At 69.2% G+C, this 17,183-nt stretch carries 15 protein-coding genes and 1 other RNA gene; 8 read left to right on the plus strand and 8 right to left on the minus strand.

The window, feature by feature from the left end; all coding sequences use genetic code 11:
* Positions 1-7: 7 nt before the first annotated feature.
* The gene (gene smpB, locus IEV96_RS01195) at positions 8-484 is read left to right on the plus strand and encodes an SsrA-binding protein SmpB (RefSeq protein ID WP_188508888.1); all 477 of its coding nucleotides are present in this window, start codon (positions 8-10) and stop codon (positions 482-484) included.
* Positions 485-634: 150 nt separating this feature from the next.
* On the opposite strand, the gene IEV96_RS01200 is transcribed toward smpB, so the two are convergent.
* The 3 genes from IEV96_RS01200 to IEV96_RS01210 all read right to left on the minus strand — a co-directional run bounded on the left by IEV96_RS01200 (position 635) and on the right by IEV96_RS01210 (position 4,789).
* Positions 635-2,407 (minus strand): FAD-binding protein, encoded by a 1,773-nt coding sequence (locus tag IEV96_RS01200; protein WP_229732927.1) that lies wholly within the window; start codon positions 2,405-2,407, stop codon positions 635-637.
* A 163-nt stretch (positions 2,408-2,570) separates the two neighbouring features.
* Positions 2,571-3,992: an HNH endonuclease signature motif containing protein gene (locus tag IEV96_RS01205; protein WP_188508889.1), complete on the minus strand. Its 1,422-nt coding sequence runs from the start codon at positions 3,990-3,992 to the stop codon at positions 2,571-2,573.
* Between the two features lie 110 nt (positions 3,993-4,102).
* Positions 4,103-4,789, minus strand: a complete 687-nt coding sequence (locus IEV96_RS01210) for an SIMPL domain-containing protein (protein ID WP_188508890.1) — start codon at positions 4,787-4,789, stop codon at positions 4,103-4,105.
* A gap of 121 nt (positions 4,790-4,910) precedes the next feature.
* On the opposite strand from IEV96_RS01210, the gene ssrA reads away from it, so the two are divergent.
* Positions 4,911-5,285: a transfer-messenger RNA gene (ssrA, locus tag IEV96_RS01215) on the plus strand.
* A gap of 40 nt (positions 5,286-5,325) precedes the next feature.
* On the opposite strand, the gene IEV96_RS01220 is transcribed toward ssrA, so the two are convergent.
* Positions 5,326-5,898, minus strand: a complete 573-nt coding sequence (locus IEV96_RS01220; RefSeq protein WP_188508891.1) for a helix-turn-helix domain-containing protein — start codon at positions 5,896-5,898, stop codon at positions 5,326-5,328.
* A 123-nt stretch (positions 5,899-6,021) separates the two neighbouring features.
* Here IEV96_RS01220 and IEV96_RS01225 point away from each other — a divergent pair, with 123 nt between their 5' ends.
* Both IEV96_RS01225 and IEV96_RS01230 read left to right on the plus strand, forming a co-directional pair.
* A complete protein-coding gene (locus IEV96_RS01225; RefSeq protein WP_188508892.1) occupies positions 6,022-6,261 on the plus strand; it encodes a putative antibiotic biosynthesis monooxygenase in 240 nt (79 codons plus the stop codon).
* A 227-nt stretch (positions 6,262-6,488) separates the two neighbouring features.
* Positions 6,489-8,645 carry an acyltransferase family protein gene (locus tag IEV96_RS01230; RefSeq protein ID WP_188508893.1) on the plus strand — a complete coding sequence of 719 codons (2,157 nt, stop codon included), beginning with the start codon at positions 6,489-6,491 and terminating at the stop codon, positions 8,643-8,645.
* 3 nt (positions 8,646-8,648) lie between these two features.
* Here the strand turns inward: IEV96_RS01230 and IEV96_RS01235 are convergent, their stop codons facing one another.
* Positions 8,649-9,344, minus strand: a complete 696-nt coding sequence (locus tag IEV96_RS01235; protein WP_188508894.1) for a response regulator — start codon at positions 9,342-9,344, stop codon at positions 8,649-8,651.
* On the minus strand, positions 9,305-10,552 hold the full coding sequence (locus IEV96_RS01240) for a sensor histidine kinase (RefSeq protein WP_188508895.1): 1,248 nt from the start codon (positions 10,550-10,552) through the stop codon (positions 9,305-9,307). The genes IEV96_RS01235 and IEV96_RS01240 overlap by 40 nt, the downstream gene beginning before the upstream one ends.
* A 118-nt stretch (positions 10,553-10,670) precedes the next feature.
* Between IEV96_RS01240 and IEV96_RS01245 the strand changes: the two genes are divergently transcribed.
* The 4 genes from IEV96_RS01245 (at position 10,671) to IEV96_RS01260 (ending at position 15,298) form a co-directional block, all read left to right on the plus strand.
* Entirely contained in the window at positions 10,671-11,393 is a 723-nt protein-coding gene (locus tag IEV96_RS01245) for a GAP family protein (RefSeq protein ID WP_188508896.1), read from the plus strand.
* Between the two features lie 140 nt (positions 11,394-11,533).
* Positions 11,534-12,319: a DeoR/GlpR family DNA-binding transcription regulator gene (locus tag IEV96_RS01250; protein ID WP_188508897.1), complete on the plus strand. Its 786-nt coding sequence runs from the start codon at positions 11,534-11,536 to the stop codon at positions 12,317-12,319.
* Positions 12,316-13,305 carry a 1-phosphofructokinase family hexose kinase gene (locus tag IEV96_RS01255; RefSeq protein WP_188508898.1) on the plus strand — a complete coding sequence of 330 codons (990 nt, stop codon included), beginning with the start codon at positions 12,316-12,318 and terminating at the stop codon, positions 13,303-13,305. The genes IEV96_RS01250 and IEV96_RS01255 overlap by 4 nt, the downstream gene beginning before the upstream one ends.
* A gap of 1 nt (position 13,306) precedes the next feature.
* A complete protein-coding gene (locus tag IEV96_RS01260) occupies positions 13,307-15,298 on the plus strand; it encodes a PTS fructose transporter subunit IIABC (RefSeq protein ID WP_188508899.1) in 1,992 nt (663 codons plus the stop codon).
* Positions 15,299-15,348: 50 nt separating this feature from the next.
* Here the strand turns inward: IEV96_RS01260 and IEV96_RS01265 are convergent, their stop codons facing one another.
* Both IEV96_RS01265 and rsgA read right to left on the minus strand, forming a co-directional pair.
* Complete coding sequence (locus tag IEV96_RS01265; RefSeq protein WP_188508900.1) at positions 15,349-16,137, minus strand: inositol monophosphatase family protein; 789 nt, start codon at positions 16,135-16,137, stop codon at positions 15,349-15,351.
* A gap of 10 nt (positions 16,138-16,147) precedes the next feature.
* Positions 16,148-17,182: a ribosome small subunit-dependent GTPase A gene (gene rsgA, locus IEV96_RS01270; protein ID WP_188508901.1), complete on the minus strand. Its 1,035-nt coding sequence runs from the start codon at positions 17,180-17,182 to the stop codon at positions 16,148-16,150.
* Position 17,183: the final 1 nt, after the last annotated feature.

The following is a 17,183-nucleotide window of genomic DNA, read 5'->3' on the forward strand; positions in this document are numbered from 1 at the left end:
CTGACGGATGCCACGCGAAAAGGGCCAGAAGGTCGTTGCCAGTAACAAAAAGGCGCGCCACGACTACCTGATCGAAACCACCTACGAGGCCGGGCTGGTTTTGACCGGTACCGAGGTGAAGTCGCTGCGCGCCGGTCGCGCGACCCTCGTCGACGGCTATGGCTTCATCGAGGGCGGCGAGGCGTGGCTCGACGCCGTGCACATCCCCGAGTTCAACCACGGCTCGTGGAACAACCACCCCGTGCGGCGCAAGCGCAAGATGCTGCTGCACAAGGAGCAGATCCTCAAGATCCACAACAAGATCAAAGACGGCGGCTACACGCTCATCCCGCTGTCGATCTACTTCAGCAACGGAAACGCCAAGGTCGAGATCGCGATCGCCAAGGGTAAAAAAGAGTACGACAAGCGGCAGACCCTGCGCGAGCGCCAGGACAAGCGCGAGTCGGACCGTGCCATGTCGGCACGCCGCAACCTGGGCGACTAGCGCCCCGCTGGCCGAGTAGGCCGCCCGCCCTCCTGCCGGTTAGGTAACCCGCACGCGCTCTTGCCGGTTGAGTAGGCCGCCCGCGGCCGTATCGAAACCCCCGCCGGGATTTCGATACGCGCCGCGAACGGCCCTACCCGACCGACAACGTCACTCGAGCAGCTTGCCCGCCACCGACACCTCGTCGCGCATCAGGTCGCTGATCTCCTGCGGCACCGGCGGGATGCTCTCGCGGGTGACCGTCGCCTGACCCGTCGCCCGGTCGAGCGACCAGACCAGGTTCACCTGCAGCGCCGGATCGATCTCGGGGTAGTCGCTGCGGTTGTGCGCCCCACGGGTCTCGCGTCGCTCGAGGGCCGCCTGCAGTGTCGCCCGGGCGGCGAGCGCGGCGGACTTGAGGTCGAACGCGTGCGCGAGGTCCTGGAAACCGGCGACATCGGGGTGGATGCCCAGCCCATCGAAGCGTGCTTCGATCGCGTCGAGTTCGGCGAGCCCGGCCTTGAGCCCCGCCTCGTCGCGTACCACTCCGACGTGCTCCGTCATGGTGTTGCGGATGGCCCGCTGCAGCGCGCGCACGTTCTCTTCACCGTCGGCCGCGAGCAGCGCTGAGATCTCGGCCCGCGCCTCGTCTACCGCCTCGGCCGAGCGTTCGTGCGAGAGCAGCCCGGCGCTGTATTCGGCCGCGGCCTCGCCCACGATGCGGCCGAACACGAGCAGCTCGATGAGCGAGTTGCCGCCGAGCCGGTTGGCGCCGTGCAGTCCGCTCGAGGCCTCGCCGATCGCGTACAACCCGTTCACATCGGTCGAGTGGTCGTCGGGACGAACCCAGACACCGCCCATCGAGTAGTGCGCGGTCGGCGCGATCTCCATGGGGGTGGTGGTCACGTCGAGCATCTGCAGCTCGAGCATCGTCTGGTAGACGCGGGGGAGCTTCGTCATGATCGTCTCGCGCGGGAGGTGCGACACGTCGAGCAGCACGGCGCCCTTCTCGGTGCCGCGGCCCTCCTTGATCTCGGTATAGGCGGCGAGGGCGACGCGGTCGCGCGTGGACAGCTCCATGCGCTCGGGGTCGTACTTCTCCATGAACCGTTCGCCGAGCGCGTTGTAGAGGTGACCGCCCTCGCCGCGGGCCGCCTCGCTGATCAGGGTGCCGGCCGCGTTCTCCGGCTCGATGATGCCGCTCGGGTGGAACTGGACGAGATCGGGGTCGCGGATGCGGCCTCCCGCGAGCACGGCGAGGCGGAACGAGTCGCCCGTGTTCTCGTCGCGACGGCTGGACGTGCGGCGCCAGATGCGGTTGTGGCCGCCCGCCGCGAGAATCACCGCGTCGGCGTGGATGAGCACGCGGGATCCGTCGTTCAGATCGAATCCGTAGGCCCCGAACACGACGTTGTCTTTCACCAGGATGCGGGTGATGTAGACGGAGTCGAGGATAGGGATCTCGAGCTGCGCGGCCCGATTGACGAGGGTGCGCTGGATTTCGAGGCCGGTGTAGTCGCCGGCGAACGCGGTGCGGCGGTACTTGTGCGCGCCGAAAAAGCGCATGCTGATGCGCCCGTCGTCTTCGCGGGCGAACGGCATGCCGTAGCGCTCGAGGTCTTCGATGCCGCGGCGCGCGCCCTTGGTGACGATCTCGACCGTGTGCGGGTTGGCGAGCAGATAGCTCTCTTTGATGGTGTCGGCGGCGTGCTGCTGCCAGGAGTCTTCTTCGTCCATGGTGCCGAGCGCCGCGTTGATGCCGCCCGCGGCGAGCGACGTGTGAGCGTCGTTCTTCGGACGTTTGCCCACCGCGAGCACGTCGACGCCGCGTTCGGCGAGTTCGATCGATGCCCGGAGGCCGGAGCCGCCAGTTCCGATCACGAGCACCGAGGTGGAGATGCGGCGCTCGGGGATTGTCTGGTTGCTGGATGTCTGCGCTGACACGGCGATTCTCTTCTTTCGGCTGAGGGCGAGGCCCGCGTGGGGTTGAGGCCCGAGGGGGAAGGTCTGGGTGGCCTAAATCCCGACGCTACGCTCGCCTCGCTTCGCCGAGAAGGGACTTAAGTCCCGGGTGGCTGGCAGTTGCCCGTGTGCTGTCGGCGCCGACCTAGGTCAGCCGCCGCCCCAGCGCGAGATTGACCCCGATTCGCGACCGGCCGAGCAGGATGGGAGTTCTGTCGGCGTCGATGAACACCGGCGGGATCAGGTAGGGGCGCCCGCCGACCATCTTCATCTCGTAGTCGGAGTGGTGCAGCATGCGATGGTGGTGCGGACACAGCAGCACCCCGTTGTCGATGTTGGTCGGGCCGTGGTCGCGTTCGTACTCGCGCACGTGGTGACCGTCGGCCCAGGCGGAGGGGGAGTGGCAGCCCGGCCAGACGCACCCTCCGTCGCGCACCGCGAGCGCTTGCATCTGTTGCTCGGTGAAGTAGCGCCGGCCGCGGTAGAGGTAGAGTGGCTCGCCCTTCTCGCCCATGACCACGAGGGACTTGCCGTTGGAGCACACGAGCTGCTCGATGGTCTGGACCGACACCGGCTCGTCGACGCCGTCGAACCAACCCACGCCTGTGCCACGCTCGAGATCGTCGAGCCCGACGACCGCGGTGACCTGGGCGGTCGACCGCACTTCGACCTTGGCGTTGCCGGAGGCCCGGATGCCTACGTTGAGCAATCCGGCGAACACGTCGTACCGGCGCTGATCGCGTGTGCGGTCGTCGACGATCTCGGTCTTCTCTTCGCCGTCGTCGATGATCGTGCGCACGCCGCGTGCCTCGTCGTCTTCGGCCAAGAAGCGCGGCGTATTGCCCGGCTTCTCGGCCTCGTCGATGGCGGATTGCAGTAACGCCGCGTCGACCGGCAGCAGCGTGCCGCGGATGGTGCGCACCCCGTTGCTCTCACGGCCGAACACGAGCGACCGCCTGCGATAGATCTCTTCGTCGCGCGGTTCGGCACCGTCGGGGTCGAGCGCCTCGCGCCACGCCCTCGCCTGCACGGCCACCTCGTCGGCGGTGGCGCTCTCGGCCATCTCGACGAGCGCCTGCTCGGCCACGGCCCGGTTCTCCTCGGCCTCGAGCGACATGCCCGCGTGCTGGGCCGCCTGATCGAGGCAGCGCACGATGATCTCGGCAGCGTCGACGCCGATCGCGCCCGACGACACAGCGGCTGCTACCGCGGCATGGTCCGCGGGAAAAAGAGTGCCGTCGAGCGCCCGCGCCGAACGGATGGACGAACCGAGTCGGATGCGGCGGCCCGCCTCGCGCGGAGACACCCGCGTGAGGGCTTCGACGAGCAGCGCGGCCTTGCCCTGCCCGAGCCGGAAGGCCAGTGAATCGTTGCCCAGCCCGTAGCGCGACCGGTCGGCGAGCTCGGCGGCCGCGCTGACCCGGGCGGCATCGAGCAGGCGGCCGAGACGCTCGACCTCTATCGTCTGCGCGCACAGTTGCTCGTCGGTCAGCCCGTCGAGGGGCGTGCCGGCCAGCAGGGCGAGGAACTCGCCCACGGCCGTCGAAGTCGCCGTCGTTTCATCCATGGCGACATGGTCACCCTAGCCACCGACATTCGCTTTAGACCTGATCAGGAGGCTTATTTGCTGTGGATAAGGTTGGGTTGCAACGCCCTGTGGAGGACAGGACGCGCCGGCTACCGAGCGACGAACCGCGCATCGACGACCGCAGACACCTCGATGTCCTCGGGCTTGAGCGACAGGCTGGGCTCGCTGCCGTCCGCGCCGCCGACTCCGCCCAGCGACTTCGCGCGCATAAACGCGGCCTCGGGGGTCCCGCCGCCGTGCACCTGGTCGCCGAGCATTCCGGGATCGGCGATCGCGACGGCGGTGACGGTGCCGAGCCCGATGCTCTGGGCGTAGACGCTCGCCTTCGACACCGCGTCCTTCACCGCGCGCGACCGCACCTCGGCCGTGACCGCGGTGGTGCGCGCCTCGGTGAGTGCCCAGTCGATCGAGCCGACGCTGACGCTGTCGACGGATGACACGGACTCGATCCACCGCGCGAGTGCGGTGAAATCGCTGAACTTGGCCGTGAAGCCGACGCGCGCGTGGAAGACGGGCGGCAGCTGCTTGCCCTCGTTGTTCCAGGGCTTCTCGTTCCACACCTGCACGTTCTCGCTCGACCACCACGTGATCGGTCCGGCCGTCGAGTCGTGCAGGGCCACGATGTTGTCGCGCACGACGTCGGCCGCCGCGACCGTGGCGTCGAATGCCGGCTGCCGCTTGGAGGCTTCGTGGTGTACCGATACCTCGACCGTCGCGCGTTCCGCGGGATAGAAGGCGGAGAACCTGCCCTGCACGGTGATGGTGGTGTCGGTCATTTTTCCTCCGGCCTGCGCGAACCCCCGCGTTCGTTCTACAATAGAGGGCTGCATCCGATGGATGTGGTGTGATAATTCAACAGCGTGCGATAGTGCCACTCTTCTTCGCAGAAGTGACCATGGGGATGATCGGTTTCGACATTGCCTGCAAAACTGTGAGAAGCGGGTCGAGGATGCAGGCTTATCTCGTAAACGATGTCTGCAAACTATAAGTGCCGATTCCAAGCGCACTGACTTCGCCCTCGCTGCCTAAGCGAGCGCACTAAAGAAGTCCGTCAGTCCGAGGATGCTCTCTACTCGGGTCCTGGCGTAATTTAGAGAGATTGCTGCGTGGTTACGCCTTAGGGCTACGCGGGACTTGAACTATGGCTGGGCTCGTTGACCTAGATGCTCGCAGCAAAGGTCAGAGCCAAGTAGAACGTCTTTGCGAGCTACACCCGTAGAAGGCACAGAATTACAGCAGTGGACCGGGGTTCAATTCCCCGCATCTCCACCATGGGCACTGTCGCGCGCTGTCGAACCGAGGGCCATCCTGATTACAGGGTGGCCCTCGGTGCTTTCGTGCGGTCACTGCCGAAGAGGCTGAGGATCTCAGCGGGCGCGCCGTCGGACGAGCCGAACCAGTGATGCTGGCGGGTATCGAACTCCGCGACCTCGCCCGCGCCCAGCGTCAGGTCGTGGTGGCCGAGAATGAGCCGCAGCCTTCCGGAGAGTACGTACAACCACTCATAGCCCTCGTGCGAGCGGGGTCGGGGAGTCGTTTCGACGGCCGAGATGACGATCTTCCACGCGCGCACACCGCCGGGGTGCGGTGTCAACGGGATGACCGTACGGCCGTTCACCCGCCGCGGCTTGAGCCGCGCTCGGAGATCGCCCACTTCCGGGGCCCCGACGAGGTCGTCGAGCGGCACGCGGTAGGCGAGGGCCAAAGGGAGTAACAGGTCGAGACTCGCCTTACGCTGCCCGGTTTCCAATCTCGAGAGTGTGCTCTTCGAGATGCCGGTCATGGCGGACAACTCGGTCAACGTGACGCCGCGCCGCGAGCGAAGACGGCGCAGACGGGCGCTGACGCCCTCGAGTGCGGCCGCGATGGCCGAAGAATCGTTCATGCTGCCCATTCGACCTCCCCGCTCCCGAATACGGCAACAAAAATTGCTCTCTCGGCAACAGCGCGGGAGCGTGGGTGAACCGCCCCGATCGACGGGCGCCTATTCGACGAGGAGCACCACGCAATGACCATTCAGCCCACGAACCAGACCGCCCCTCCGAGCAAGCACGAGCTTGCCCTCATGATCTGGATCGCGGTGTTTCCGACGCTCACCGTTCTGAACCTCCTGTTGGGCGGTCTGTTGGAAAACCTGCCCATGGTGCTGCGAACGCTCGTCCTCGCGACCATCGCGGTGCCGATCGTCATCTACGGGATAATGCCCCACCTGCACCGCGCGCGGCGCGCGATACTCGCCCGCCGGTGAGATGATCAACACCTGTCTGACCGGGGAATTCTTCGTCCAATGGGTGACACGGTGGCCCTGACATCCGCTGTCACCCGGAGTACCGAAAAAAATGTACCCCCTAATCGGGGTACAACGCGGGTTATGCTTTCAGCCACTCCTCCTCTCTGCAGAGTCTCTCTTCAGGGCGGTGGTTCCCGCATCGACGCGGCCCTCTTCATTTGCCCCTCGATTGCAAAGGAACCGCCATGACCGACGTCATCAGCTCCTCCGCGCCCCGTGCCCACGCGCTCACCAAAGACGAGAACGGCCTGCCCGTATTCGTCAAGCCGGAGAAGACGGCCCGCGCCGCCTCCACCCTGCGCCCCGAGATCCAGGCGTTGCGCGCCGTCGCCGTTCTCGTCGTCGTGGTCTACCACCTGTGGCCGAAGACGCTCACCGGCGGGTTCGTCGGAGTCGACGTGTTCTTCGTCATCTCGGGGTTCCTCATCACGGCGCACCTCATGCGCGAGGCCGACCGCACCGGCCGCATCTCGCTGCCGAAGTTCTGGGCCAAGCGCATCAGGCGCCTGCTGCCGGCGTCGCTCACCGTGCTCGTCGCCTCGGCGATCGGGGTGTACCTGCTCGTGCCGCAGATGTACTGGATGCAGTTCTTCAAGGAGATCGCCGCGAGCGCGCTCTACGTGCAGAACTGGGCGCTCGCATCGAGCAGCATCGACTACCTCGCGGCCGAGAACGTGGCGTCGCCCGTGCAGCACTTCTGGTCGCTCTCGGTGGAAGAGCAGTTCTACCTCGTCTGGCCGATCCTGATCGGACTCGTCGTGCTGTTCGCGCAGCGGCTGAGCGTGGGCGCCCGTAGGTCGCTCGTGTTCGTCGCGCTGGGACTCGTCGCGGCGGCCTCGTTCTACTTCTCGGTGACCTACACGGCGACCAACCCCGGCGAGGCCTACTTCGCGACGACCACGCGGGCGTGGGAGTTCGCGGCCGGTGGCCTGCTCGCCGTGGTCGGCACGGCCGTCAAGGCCTCGCACGGGGTGCGCACCCTCGTCGCCTACGCGGGCTGGGCCGGTATCGCCTACGCGGTGGTCACCTATTCCGGGCAGACCGCCTTCCCCGGTTCGGCCGCCCTGCTGCCCGTTCTCGCGACCGTGGCCGTGATCTGGGCCGGTGACCCCGACTCGGCGGTCTCGCCGAACAAGCTCATGGGCACGCGTCCGGTGCAGTTCATCGGCGGCATCTCGTACTCCGTCTACCTGTGGCACTGGCCGCTCATCGTCTTCGCGACCATCGTCTTCACCGACGTGCAGATCGCCACCAAGATCGCCATCATCATCGCGTCGATCGGGTTGGCGTGGCTGACCACCGTGCTGATCGAGAACCCCGCGCGCGACTGGAAGACACTCGTGCGCCGCCGCCCGCGCTGGACGTTGCTCGCCATGCTCGTGGCCGTCGTGCTGGTCGCCGTGCCGACCGGCGCCGCGTCATGGGCGATGACGCAGCAGGCCACGGCCGAAACCGCCCGCGCCGCCACCGCTGTCGCCTCCGCCGAGGAGTGCTTCGGCGCCTCCGAATTCGCCGTGCCCGAGGGCGCGTGCGACGCGGTCGAGCACGAGACGCTCACCCCGCAGCCGTCCTTCGCGCTGGAAGACGAGGCCGAGGTGTACGACAACGGCTGCTATGCCGACCTCGTCACGCCCGACCTCAACACGTGTATCGTCGGCGATACCGCGTCCGACGTCAACGTCGCCCTCATCGGCGACTCGCACGCGGCCTCCTGGTACCCGGCCATGAAGGCCATCGCCGAGGACAACGGCTGGGCTCTCTCGCCCTACATGAAGTCGTCGTGCCCGATGTCGGCCGCGACCAAGCAGGACGACGAGGCAGACATCGAACGGTCCTGCGCCGCCTGGAACGACACCCTGTCGGAGACGCTGTCGAACCGGCAGCAGCCGCTCGACCTAGTCGTGCTCGCGCACAGCGCCGCCGGCGACAAGTACGGCTCCGACCGCGAGACGGTCGACGGGTTCCGGGAGGCGTGGGCCCCGCTGGTCGAGCAGGGCACGCAGGTCGTCGTCATCCGTGACATCCCGCAGATGACGGCCGGAACCAATCTCTGCATCGCCGAGACCTCGGGCGAAGACCAGGCCTGCGACCGGCCCGAGAACGAGGCGCTCGTCGACGACCTGATGGTCGAGGCCGCGAAGGACCAGCCGGGCGTCACCGTGATCGACATGAACGACTTCTTCTGCCGCGACGGTTCGTGCAGCCCCGTGATCGGCGGCGTAGTCGGCTACCGCGACAGCCACCACATCACGGCGACCTACTCGGCGACCCTCGCGCCCTACCTCGACGAGCGCATCGAGGCGGCCGTTCCCGCCGTGGCCGACGCGGCCTCGACGAAGTAGCGGTCAGCCGACGAGACCCTCTTCGCGTGCGAGGATCGCGGCCTGAAGACGCGAGTCGCAGCCGAGTTTGCCGAGCATGCGCGACACGTGGGTCTTGGCCGTCGCCACCGAGATGGTGAGCCGGTCTGCGATCTGGCGGTTCGAGAGTCCCTCGGCGACCAGAGTCAGGATGTCACGCTCACGCGCCGTCAATACCGCGAGGCGCGCACTCGCCGTCGACGGCTGCGCCCGGTCGCGGTCGAGCAGCACGTACTGGTCGAGGATCCGCCGCGTGACCTCCGGTGCGAGAACGGACTCGCCCGCGGCTAGCCGCCGGACCGCGTCGACGAGCGCCGCGGGCTCGACGGTCTTGAGCAGGAAGCCGCCCGCGCCCGCCCGCAAGGCGCCGAACAGGTAGTCGTCGATGTCAAACGTGGTGAGCACGAGCACCGCGCCGTGGCCCGCCGCCACGATCTGCCGCGTCGCCGCGATTCCGTCGACCCCGGGCATCCGAATGTCCATCAGGACCACGTCGGGTGCGAGCGCCGCGGCCTGCCGCACCGCCGTCGCGCCGTCGCCCGCCTCGCCGACGACCTCGATGCCGCCCGCCGCCTCGAGAATGAGCCGCAGCCCCACCCGGATCGCTCCGTGATCGTCGGCGATGAGCACGCGGACCGCGGTCACGACGCCACCGCCGGCAGCCGCGCCTCGACGACCCATTCGTTGTCGGTCGACTCGACCGTCAGCTCGCCGCCGACGGCCCGCGCGCGTTCCGCCATGGTCAGCAGGCCGACGCCACCGGATGACACGGGCTCCGTCGCGCGTCGCGTGCGTGTCGACCGCACGCGCAGGTGAAGCCCGCCGTCGTCACCCGCGGCCAGGCGAACCTCCACCTCGCCGCCCGGCGCGTGCTGCACGGCGTTCATCACCGCCTCCTGGGCGATGCGGAACGCGGCGTGTTCGATGGCGGGTGGCACCGCTGTCCCGGTGGCGCGATCGTCGCGGAGCCGCACCGCGACCCCCATGGCGTCCGCGCGACGCAGCAGTGCGGGCAGGTCGGCGAGGGTCGCGGAGCCGGGCGCCGGGTCGGGCACCGGCGACCCCGGGGGCGACGACGGCGCCGAGTCGCGCAGCAGGGTGATCATCGACCGCATGTCGGCGTGGGCGGCGAGGGCCGATTCGCGGATCGCCTCGAGCGCGGCCCTGTCGCGCGCGGAGTCGGGCGGGGTGGCGAGTGCGGCGCCCGAGCGGAGGGCGATCGCCGACATGTGCGACGCGACGACGTCGTGCAGGTCGCGCGCCATGGCGGTGCGTTCCTCACCGACGGCCCGCTCGCGGGAGAGGTCGTGGATGCGTCCGAGGTCGGCGGTGCGCTGCGCCGCGAGGTCGAGCAGCTCGTCGCGCCTGCGCACGTCGGACGCCCACCAGAGCGGCGTGGCGAGCAGGGCGAACAGCTGCACCCCGACGAACAGGGCGATGCGCAGGTCGGCCCCGGCCGCCAGCACGGCGACCGCGGGACCTCCGACGGCGACTGCCGCGGCGAGAACGAGAACGCGGCGCAGGCGGGGCGAGGCCGTCAGGGCCACCGCGTACAGCACGTCGTAGAACGCGAGGAGCGTACCCAGGCTGCTGCCGAGGTAGAGATCGGCGAGCAGGGCCGCCGTGGCGATGCCGAGCGCCAGGCGCGGGGTGCGGCGCTTGATGAGCATGGCGACGCAGGCGACGGCGAGCGGCAGCAGGAACCACCAGTCGGAATCGGGCGATCCCGCTCCCACGAAGCCGCCGCTCCACAGGCGGGTGAAGCCGATCGCGACGAGGGCGATGCCGACCGCGAAGGTGACCGCGGCGACCGCGGGGGCCGGCCAACGGACGGTGGAGCGTCCGGCGGGCGTGCCGGAGGGCGGGGCGGCGGCGGGCGTGGAGGTCACGCCCCTATCCCAGCACAGTCGCCGCGCGGCCGGCGTACGCCGAAGGGTGTACGTGGCGGCACCGGTTAGCCCGGGTGGCCGATGGGCCGCGCGGCCGGCTGTTCCTACCGTTGGTGGTATGACCCTCGCACTGGCCGGCATCCTCGTCGTTCTCGCCCTGATCGACTCCACGAGTTTCGGCACCCTCGTTATACCCCTCTGGCTGTTGGCAACGCCGGGACGGCTGCGGGCCGACCGGGTGCTGCTCTTCCTCGCGACGGTCGTGGCGTTCTACTTCGCCGTCGGGGTGGCGATCCTGTGGGGCGCCGGCTGGGCGTTCGAGTCGATCATCGCGGCAGCCGAGTCGCCGCTCGGTTCGGTCGTCGCGCTCGCGGCCGGCGCCGCGCTCATCGTCTGGAGCTTGGCGCTCGAGCGGCAGGCGAAAAAGCAGAAGGCCGAGGGCGTCGTCGTCTCCGGCCGGGTGCGGCGCTGGCGGGAGCGCGCGGTCGGCGGCCGCGGGGGAGCGGGCGCGCTGTTCGCCCTCGCCCTCACCGCGACCACGCTCGAGCTGGGCAGCATGCTGCCCTACCTGGGTGCCATCGGGTCGATCACCGCGAGCGGCATCGACTGGCCGCTGTCGGCCGCCGTGCTCGCCGGCTACTGCGTCGTGATGGTGCTGCCCGCGCTCGTCCTGCTCGTCGCCCGCGTCGCGGCGGCCGGCCGCATCGAACCGGTGCTCGCGCGACTCGAGTCGTGGCTCACCCGCAACGCGAGCGCGACGCTGTCGTGGGTGGTCGGCATCCTGGGTGTGCTGCTCGCGCTGCGGGCCTTCGACGGCGGGGCGGCCGGTCTGCTTTCCTGACGCGCGACGTCGGCCGCGGCATCCGTTCTGCCCCGCTGGTCAGAAAAAGGTTTGACTATCTGCGTTTCGTTGGTATTCTTTTTGTGTTGTAGTGAATTACCACATAAACACAGACAACCCCAACCATCAGCGGAGATGACATGTACGCAACGGAGCGCCAGGAGAGCATCGCCCTCGCCCTCGAGGCCGCCGGCCGGGTGTCGGTCTCCCAACTCGCCGCCGACCTCGACGTCACCGCCGAGACCGTGCGCCGCGACCTCGACGCCCTCGAATACGCCGGACTCCTGCGCCGCGTGCACGGCGGTGCGGTCTCCGCCTCGCGCGGCAGTGTGACCGAGGTGGCCATCGGTGAGCGTCGGTCGGAGAGGCACGCGGCGAAGAGCGCGATCGTCGATGCGGCGATGCGGATGCTGCCGCCGACGTTCCGCGGATCGATACTGCTCGACGCCGGAACCACCACCGCGCTGCTCGCCGAGCGCATCGCCGCGTGGTCGCCGTCGAACGGCCAGCAGCTCACCGTGATCACGAACTCGATGCAGAACCTCGTCGCCCTCGACAAGAACCCGCACCTCGACCTGCACCTGGTCGGCGGCCGGTTGCGCGGGCTCACCGGCGCGCTGGTCGGCACGTCGACGGTCGCGCAGCTGGAGGCGCTGCGTCCCGACATCGCGTTCCTCGGCACGAACGGCATCAGCGCCGGCTTCGGCCTCAGCACCCCCGACGAGCTCGAGGGCGCGGTGAAGGGCGCGATGGTCAAGAGCGCACGCCGCGCGGTGGTGCTCGCGGACGCCGCCAAGCTCGATCAGGAGGCGTTGGTGCGCTTCGCTGCCCTCGACGAGATCGACACCCTCGTCACCGACGAGGTACCCGGACCCGAACTGCTCGAGGCGCTCACGCTCGCCGATGTGGAGGTGCTCTACGCATGATCGTCACTCTCACCGTCAATCCGTCGCTCGACCGCACCGTCGAACTGGCCTCGGCGCTCGAACGCGGCGAGGTGCAGCGCGCCGCGGCCGCGCACCAGGAGCCGGGCGGCAAGGGGATCAACGTGACCCGCGCGCTCGTGGCGTCGGGTCTCGCCACGGTCGCGGTGTTCCCCGGTGCCGAGACCGACCCCATGGTCACGGCGATGCGCGAGTCCCGGCTGCCGTTCGTGAACGTGCCGATCGGGGGCGCCGTGCGCTCGAACGTGACGCTCACTGAGCCCGACGGCACCACGACCAAGGTCAACGAGCCCGGGCCGGCGCTGACCGAGCGGGAACTCGCCGAGCTCACCGAGCGCGTGGTGCTGGCCGCGGAGGGAGCCGCCTGGCTCGTCATCTCCGGGTCGCTGCCGCCGAGCATCGACCAGGGCTACTACGTGCGCCTCGTCGACCACGTGGCCCAGCGCCTCGGCGAGGCGGCGCCGCTGATCGCGGTCGACGGTTCCGGCGAACCGTTGCGCCTGCTGCTCGAGAGCGGCCTGCGCGTCGACCTGATCAAACCCAACGCCGAGGAGCTCGCCGAGCTCACCGGCACCGGAAGCGGGGACCTTTTCGAGGCGCAGCCCGAGCGGGCGGCCGCCGCGGCCGAGCTTTTGCTCGACCGCGGAGTCGGCGCCGCCCTCGTGACCCTGGGCAGTCGCGGCGCCGCGCTCGTCACGCGCGACGCCACCTGGTTTGCCGACGCCCCCGCGATCGAGGCGCGCAGCACCGTCGGCGCGGGCGACTCGTCGCTGGCCGGCTACCTGCTCGCCGACGCCGCGGGCCGCGAACCACACGACTGTCTGGCGCAGGCCGTCGCACACGGCGCCGCCGCGGCATCCCTCCCCGGATCCACCGTCCCCACCCGCCGACAGGCGGACCAGTTCAGCATCACCGTCACGCGAGACGCGAGCAGAGACGCCCGTCACGCACTTTCGAAGGAGAAATAGCATGGCCGACATCATCACGCGGGCGCTCGTCTCGCTCGACACCCCCATCGGAGCCTCCAAAGAAGAGGTCATCCGCTCGCTCGCCGAACGCGTCGTCGCGCAGGGCAGAGCGACGGATGCCACGGACCTGGCGAGGAACGCGCTCGAGCGCGAGGCACAGGCGGCCACGGGAATGCCGGGCGGCATCGCCATCCCGCATTGCCGCTCGAAGGCGGTGACCGAGGCGACCCTCGCGATGGCGCGCCTCAAGCCGACGGTCGACTTCGGCGCGACCGACGGCGGGGCGGACCTGGTCTTCTTCATCGCGGTTCCGGATGGCGCGGACCAGGCGCACCTCGTATTGCTGGCGAAACTCGCCCGCTCCCTGATCAAAGACGAGTTCGTGGCGGCCCTGCGCGCCGCGGAGACGCCCGACGACATCGTGCGTCTCGTCGACGAGGCCGTCGCCGACGAGCCCGCCGCGGCACCGGCGGCGCCCGCGGCTCCCGCGGGCAAGCCCTCGATCGTCGCCGTGACCGCGTGCCCCACCGGCATCGCGCACACCTACATGGCAGCCGACGCCCTCGTGGCGGCGGGCAAGCGCGCCGGGGTCGACGTGCACGTCGAGACCCAGGGGTCGTCGAGCGTCACCCCGCTCGACCCCGCGCTCATCGCCTCGGCCGGTGCCGTGATCTTCGCCGTCGACGTCGACGTGCGCGACAAGGGGCGCTTCGGCGGAAAGCCGCTCGTGCAGGGTCCCGTGAAGCGCGGAGTCGACGAACCCGATGCGATGATCGCCGATGCGATCGCGGCGTCGACCGACCCGAATCCGCGCCGGGTGCCCACCGGCGGGGAGACGGGAGCCGAATCATCCGGAATCGGGGAGAGCATGGGCGCGAAGGTCAAGCGCGTGCTGCTGACCGGCGTCAGTTACATGATCCCGTTCGTCGCGGGCGGAGGGCTGCTGATCGCGCTCGGCTTCCTGTTCGGCGGCTACCGCATCACCGACGACGCGGCGACGATCATCGTGGAGAACAACTTCGGCAACCTGCCGGAGGGCGGCCTGCTCGCCTACCTCGGCGCCGTGTTCTTTATGATCGGGTCCACGTCGATGGGCTTCCTGGTTCCCGCGCTCGCCGGGTACATCGCCTACGCGATCGCCGACCGCCCGGGCATCGCCCCCGGCTTCGTCGCCGGTGCGGTCGCCGGACTGATGGGCGCCGGGTTCATCGGCGGCCTCGTCGGCGGTGTGCTGGCCGGTCTCGCCGCCTACTGGCTCGGTACCCTGAGCGTGCCACGGTGGCTGCGCGGGCTGATGCCGGTCGTGATCATCCCGTTGCTCGGCTCCATCTTCGCGTCGGGACTGCTCATCATGGTGCTCGGCGGACCGATCGCCGCGCTCTCCACCGGTCTGAACGACTGGCTGAACAGCCTTACCGGCGCCTCGGCGATCCTGCTCGGGGTGATCCTCGGCGCGATGATGTCGTTCGACCTCGGCGGCCCGGTGAACAAGGTGGCCTACTCCTTCGCCGTGGCCGGCCTGGGTGCCGGTTCGCTCGAGAACCAGACGCCGTGGATGATCATGGGCGCCGTGATGGCGGCGGGAATGGTGGCCCCGCTGGGCCTCGCGCTCGCTTCCACGGTTCTCGCCCGCGGGCTGTTCACCCCGGTCGAGCGTGAGAACGGCAAGGCCGCGTGGCTGCTCGGCGCCTCGTTCATCAGCGAGGGTGCCATCCCGTTCGCCGCGGTCGACCCGCTGCGGGTCATCCCCTCGGCCATCGTCGGCGGATCGGTGACCGGCGCGCTCTGCATGGCGTTCGGCGTCTACTCGCAGGCGCCCCACGGTGGCGTGTTCGTGTTCTTCGCCATCGGCAACTTCCCCCTGTTCGTACTGTCGATCGTGATCGGTGCCGTCGTGATGGCGCTCACGGTCATCGCGCTCAAGCGCTGGGTGCGCAAGGCGCCGGCGACCGCCGAGACGCCCGAGTCGGCCAAGGTGGCCGTCGCGGTCTAGGTCGCAACGAGAGAGCGCGACGCCGATGGGCGTCGCGCTCTTCCGCGTTTCTACTGCCTGAGCTTTGCCAGCACCGTGTCGTGCAGAACGCCGTTCGTGGCCAGAGCGCTGCCGTGCCACGGTCCCGGTTCGCCGTCCACCGAGGTGAACACGCCGCCGGCCTCCTGCACGATCGGGATGAGGGCGGCCATGTCATACGGCTTGAGGTCGAATTCGCCGACGATGTCGATCGCTCCCTCGGCGAGCAGCATGTACGGCCACATGTCGCCGATGGCACGGGCGCGCCAGACGCTGCGCGAGAGGGCGAGCACCGAGTCGAGCCGGCCGGCGTCGTCCCAGCCGGTGATCGAGTTGTAGCTGAGGGCGGCGTGGTCGAGGGTGTCGATGCCGCTCACCCTGATCTGTGCGGCGTCTTCGCCGTGCGCCTGCGCCCAGGCACCGTGGCCGGTGGCCGCCCACCAGCGCTTGCCGAGCGCGGGGGAGCTGACGACGCCCACGACGGGGACGCCGTCGATGGCGAGAGCGATGAGCGTGCCCCAGATGGGAACGCCGCGCATGAAGTTGGTGGTGCCGTCGATCGGGTCGATGATCCACTGGCGCGAGCCGCTGCCCTCGGTGCCGAATTCTTCGCCGAGGATCGAGTCGTCCGGGCGCGCGGCCAGGATGCCGTTGCGGATGACCCGCTCGACGGCCTGGTCGGCGTCGGTCACCGGCGTGCGGTCGGGCTTCGTCGTGACGACCAGGTCGAGCGCCCTGAAGCGGTCGAGCGAGACGAGATCGGCTTCGCCGGCGAGGGCGAGAGCGAGATTGAGGTCGTCGCTGGGCGTGTAGGTCGTCATGCAGTGCCTCCTAGGCGGCGAGGGTGGTGAGCAGTCGTTGCAGGCTGTCGAGCCGGAGCTTGCCGATCTCGCCGAGCTCGCCGGATTCCGCCCGCTCGACGATGGCGCAGTCGGGCGAGTCGGTGAGGTGGGTGCAGCCCCGAGGGCACTGCAGCGAGATCTCGGCGAGGTCCGTGAACGATTTGAGGATGTTGGCGGGGTCGACGTGACCCAGGCCGAACGACCTGACACCGGGGGTGTCGACGATCCAGCCGCTGCCGATGCGCAGGGAGACGGTGGAGGAGGAGGTGTGCCGTCCGCGACCGGTGACGTCGTTGACGCGGCCGATCGCCCGGTTCGCGTCGGGGACGAGCGCGTTGACGAGCGTCGACTTGCCGACCCCCGAGTGGCCGACGGCGACGGTGGTGTGTCCCTGCAGCGCCTCGGTGATCTCCTCGATGGGGAAGGCGTCGTCGCGGCTCTCGAAGACGCGGAACTCGAGGCCGGCGAAGTTCGCGAGGAAGTCTGCCGGGTCGGCGAGGTCGGTCTTGGTGATGCAGAGGATGGGGGTGATGCCGGCGTCGAACGCGGCCACGAGATACCTGTCCACGAGACGGGTGCGCGGTTCGGGATTGGCCGCGGCCACGACGATGAGCATCTGGTCGGCGTTCGCCACGATGATGCGCTCGACTGCGTCCGTGTCATCCGCGCTTCTGCGCAGCAGGGTCGAGCGTTCCTGGATCCGCACGATGCGCGAGAGGCTGCCCTCGTCGCCCGTCGTGTCTCCGACGAGGTCGACCCAGTCGCCTGTGACGACCGACTTCTTGCCGAGTTCGCGGGCGCGGGTGGCGACCAGCTGGCGTTCCTCCGGCGTGTTCTCGGCGACCCAGACGCCGTAGCGTCCGCGGTCGACGCTGAACACCCGCCCGCTCACCGCGTTCTTGTGCTCGGGGCGGATCTTGCTGCGCGGCTTGTTCGCCTTCGGGTTCGGGCGCACGCGGATCGACGACTCGTCGTATTCCGCGTAGTCGCCGTCGTCTTCGTCGGGGTCGGACATCCAGCTCATG

It is taken from the genome of Conyzicola nivalis, from assembly GCF_014639655.1.
In the GTDB taxonomy this organism is placed as follows: Bacteria; Actinomycetota; Actinomycetes; order Actinomycetales; family Microbacteriaceae; genus Conyzicola; species Conyzicola nivalis.

What these genes read in the sequence shown, in the direction of transcription:
- smpB (WP_188508888.1), top strand. Translation starts at nt 8, where the DNA reads ATGCCACGCGAAAAGGGCCAGAAGGTCGTTGCCAGTAACAAAAAGGCG.
- IEV96_RS01205 (WP_188508889.1), bottom strand. Translation starts at nt 3,992, where the DNA reads ATGGATGAAACGACGGCGACTTCGACGGCCGTGGGCGAGTTCCTCGCC.
- IEV96_RS01210 (WP_188508890.1), bottom strand. Translation starts at nt 4,789, where the DNA reads ATGACCGACACCACCATCACCGTGCAGGGCAGGTTCTCCGCCTTCTAT.
- IEV96_RS01220 (WP_188508891.1), bottom strand. Translation starts at nt 5,898, where the DNA reads ATGAACGATTCTTCGGCCATCGCGGCCGCACTCGAGGGCGTCAGCGCC.
- IEV96_RS01225 (WP_188508892.1), top strand. Translation starts at nt 6,022, where the DNA reads ATGACCATTCAGCCCACGAACCAGACCGCCCCTCCGAGCAAGCACGAG.
- IEV96_RS01230 (WP_188508893.1), top strand. Translation starts at nt 6,489, where the DNA reads ATGACCGACGTCATCAGCTCCTCCGCGCCCCGTGCCCACGCGCTCACC.
- IEV96_RS01235 (WP_188508894.1), bottom strand. Translation starts at nt 9,344, where the DNA reads ATGGGTCGTCGAGGCGCGGCTGCCGGCGGTGGCGTCGTGACCGCGGTC.
- IEV96_RS01245 (WP_188508896.1), top strand. Translation starts at nt 10,671, where the DNA reads ATGACCCTCGCACTGGCCGGCATCCTCGTCGTTCTCGCCCTGATCGAC.
- IEV96_RS01250 (WP_188508897.1), top strand. Translation starts at nt 11,534, where the DNA reads ATGTACGCAACGGAGCGCCAGGAGAGCATCGCCCTCGCCCTCGAGGCC.
- IEV96_RS01255 (WP_188508898.1), top strand. Translation starts at nt 12,316, where the DNA reads ATGATCGTCACTCTCACCGTCAATCCGTCGCTCGACCGCACCGTCGAA.
- IEV96_RS01260 (WP_188508899.1), top strand. Translation starts at nt 13,307, where the DNA reads ATGGCCGACATCATCACGCGGGCGCTCGTCTCGCTCGACACCCCCATC.
- IEV96_RS01265 (WP_188508900.1), bottom strand. Translation starts at nt 16,137, where the DNA reads ATGACGACCTACACGCCCAGCGACGACCTCAATCTCGCTCTCGCCCTC.
- rsgA (WP_188508901.1), bottom strand. Translation starts at nt 17,182, where the DNA reads ATGAGCTGGATGTCCGACCCCGACGAAGACGACGGCGACTACGCGGAA.